This window comes from Nocardioides sp. (assembly GCF_047607185.1).
Taxonomy (GTDB): Bacteria; Actinomycetota; Actinomycetes; order Propionibacteriales; family Nocardioidaceae; genus Nocardioides.
This window is the reverse complement of record NZ_JASGDQ010000025.1, coordinates 1-2944: the sequence shown is the minus strand read 5'-3', so window position 1 is coordinate 2944 and position 2944 is coordinate 1. Positions and strand designations below refer to the sequence as shown.

The window sequence follows — 2944 nt, the reverse complement described above, 5'->3', positions numbered from 1 at the left end:
TTCAGCGACGCGGTCGTGGCGACCTTGGCAGCGGTCACGGTCAGGGTGAGGCTCGCCGAGGAGCCCTCGTGAGTGGCGTCACCGGAATAGGCCACCGTGAAGGTGTGCGACCCCACCGCCAACGTGGCCGGCAGCGCGACCGTGGCCTTGCCATCAGTCAACGTCGCCGACTGCGACACCCCCGAGCCGGTCACCGAGACCGTGCCCGACGGCGTGCCGGACTCGCTCGTCACGCTCACCGCCAGTGATCCCGCCGTGCCCTGGGGGACCGAGGACGACGCCAGCGTGGCGAGCGAGCTCGTGGCCCACTTCGCGACCGGGATCTGCGCGATGGTCAACTCGGCCCCCTCGGCCGCGGTGCACTCGATGGTGAGCCTCACCAGGTTGGACGCGATGCCCGAGCCTGCGACGCTGGTGCCCTCGACGACGACGGCGATCTCGGAGGGGAGCGCCAGGTCCAGACTCTCGCCCGCGGCCGCGGTCGTCGGGACGGTGACTCCCGCCAGCTCCGTGGCGACGTACCAGTCGGTCAGCTCGCCGTCCTGGATGTCGTAGCTGGGCCGGAGCCCCGCAAGCGAGACCGAGCCCGCGGCCTCGCCGCCCACCTCGGCGGTCACGGCGGCCTCGCTCACCTCGTACAGCTGTTGCGGCCGGGAACTCAAGGTGTCTCCGGTCGTGGCCCAGCTCACGGCGGCAATGTCGGAGTGGATCCCGACCACGACCGGGGCGGACGCCAGCGTCTCACCGATGCGCGCGGTGGCGGGAAGATCGCCGGTCACGCTCACTGCGAGGCTTCCGACGGCCACCTCCGTCGCGGTGAGCTCGTTGGTGATGACGCAGTCGTAGTCGACCGTGCCGAGCGGCGCCTCGGCGGGGGCGTCGAGCGGAAGGTCATAGCTCGAGGTGGACGGGATGGTGGCGATGGCGGTGCTCGCCGTGCAGGTGCCCTCGACGGTGGTCGACACGCCCTCGTCCGTCACCGAACCCGCGAAGGTCAGCGTGCTGGGCAGGGAAAGCGAGACCGGTTTTCCGGAGCCGTCCGTGGGGACGGTGATGGCGGGGACCGACACCGTCGCCGAATCGGTGGTCCACTTGCCGCTGCTGGGCGGGGTCGAGGCCGGCACGGTCACGTCGCCGAGGTCGTAGGTGACGTCGTCGGCGCCCTCGCGCTCGAGCACGAGGGCGAGCCCGGAGAAGCCGAGCGTCGCCTCGCCGTCGCCGAAGGCGGTGATCCACTTGCCGCGGTTGAGGCTCGTCAGCTCGAAGCTCACGGTGAGCTCCTGCGCCGGATAGGTCTCACCGGAGATGACCTGGATCGGCACCGAGGAGAGCACCCGCGCCACCGTGACGGTGATGGTACTGGCCGCCCCGGTCAACGTGCAGACCGAGCTGACGGCGTCGGTGACGTCCGGCTCGAAGAGCGGAAGGTCGGCGTCGTCGGCATGAGCAGCTCCGACCAGCGCGCCCAGGGAGCCGCCGCCCAGGGAGCCGCCGGCCAGCGCGGCGGAGAGCAGGGCGGCGAGTCCCGCCCGGACCCACCTGGTCCTGCTCGTCGAGGGAGATTCACTCCGGGGCATACGCCTCATTCCTTCGCACATCGAACATCTACGCACCGCGTAACAGTTAGGCATCCCTAACCCGCAGTCAACGGACAACTCTCAGGTTGTCCGCTGGCCCCCGGAGTCGCATCGCAGCGGACGACTTGACGGCAATGGATTGCTCGGTTCCAAAAACAAAGGCAAGGCTACCCTAAGAGACCGCACGGGTCTCGCCCGCACGGGAGGAACCGAATCGCATGAGCCCTGTCAACAGCATCGCCCGCGTCGCCGCCGCCCTCACCCTCGGCGCCATGGCCCTTGGGGTCCCCGGCCCCGCGGAGGCGGCCACCGGCGCGAAGTCCTATGAGTGCTACACCTCGTGGGAGGAGCTATACACGACGCCCTTCGAGATCCCCGTCGAGGTCGACGTCGATCTGCCCACCACCGCCAGCAGTGGGGGCGCCGTCTCGGCGACCGCCGCGACCGTGACGGTCACCGCCCCGCAGGAGCTGCTCGAGATCGCCACCGACGAGGGGTACACCCAGTTCAAGGTCGCCACCAGCAACTTCGCCGTCAACTCGACCTTCGGCAGCACCGAGGGAGTCCACAACCTGGGCTCGCTGGCCAGCGGCTGGGTCGCCTTCGGCGGCACGTCGGATGAGGACGCCAGCGCCTCCGGCACGATCCCGGCGATCTCGCTGCCGTCGGGGTGGACCGGCACCGGAGCCGTCCGTACGCCGGACAACGACAACGTCACCGACCCGTGGTACGCCTCGGGCGCCAGCTCCACCGAGACCGTGGCCTTCACCACGACCATCACCGTCCGCGAGCCGGTCTACCTCCTCGGCACCCAGGTCGGCTGGTCCACCCAGGACGTGTTGTTCCGTTGCGGCACCGACGGCGAGACTGTGCAGGGCACCACGATCGAGTCGATCGCGGTCTCCTGACCCTCGCTCCACCCACTCACCACGCAGGGCCCCGGCCGATCCGGCCAGGGCCCTGTCGAACGCCGTGATGGAGGCGTTGACGTGCTTACCGACGACACCCCTGACCACCACCGCGATCCCCCACAGCCACGGCGCGAGGGGTCCGGGCTGAGGATCTCGGCCTCCTCGAACGCCGTACGGTCCGGGCACCCGCCCCGTCGAGGCAGGGTGCCCGGACCGCCGGTGGCGTGCGGTGCTGCTACTTCTTCTTCTTGACCTTGATCGTCACGACCTTCGAGGTGGCCGACTCGAAAGCGCTGTCACCCGCGTAGGCGACACTCGCCTTCCACTTACCCTTGGCCAGCCGGGGCAGCTTCACCACGGCCTTGCCGGCCGTCAGCGTGGCGGTGACCGACTTGGCCTTCTTCCCCTTCGTCAAGGTCACCGTGACCTCACCGGAGACACTCGCCCCCGAGGCCG

At 69.8% G+C, this 2944-nt stretch carries 3 protein-coding genes; 1 reads left to right on the top strand and 2 read right to left on the bottom strand.

Going from position 1 to position 2944, the window contains the following annotated elements:
- Window positions 1-1577, bottom strand: a 1577-nt coding sequence (locus tag QM595_RS02390) for an Ig-like domain-containing protein (RefSeq protein ID WP_415169923.1), incomplete at its 3' end; no start/stop codon positions are given.
- Between the two features lie 218 nt (window positions 1578-1795).
- Between QM595_RS02390 and QM595_RS02385 the strand changes: the two genes are divergently transcribed.
- Window positions 1796-2485, top strand: coding sequence for a DUF6801 domain-containing protein (locus tag QM595_RS02385; RefSeq protein WP_415169922.1), 690 nt, complete (start codon window positions 1796-1798; stop codon window positions 2483-2485).
- Between the two features lie 238 nt (window positions 2486-2723).
- Here the strand turns inward: QM595_RS02385 and QM595_RS02380 are convergent.
- The coding region (locus tag QM595_RS02380) for a hypothetical protein (RefSeq protein ID WP_415169921.1) at window positions 2724-2944 on the bottom strand (221 nt) is incomplete at its 5' end.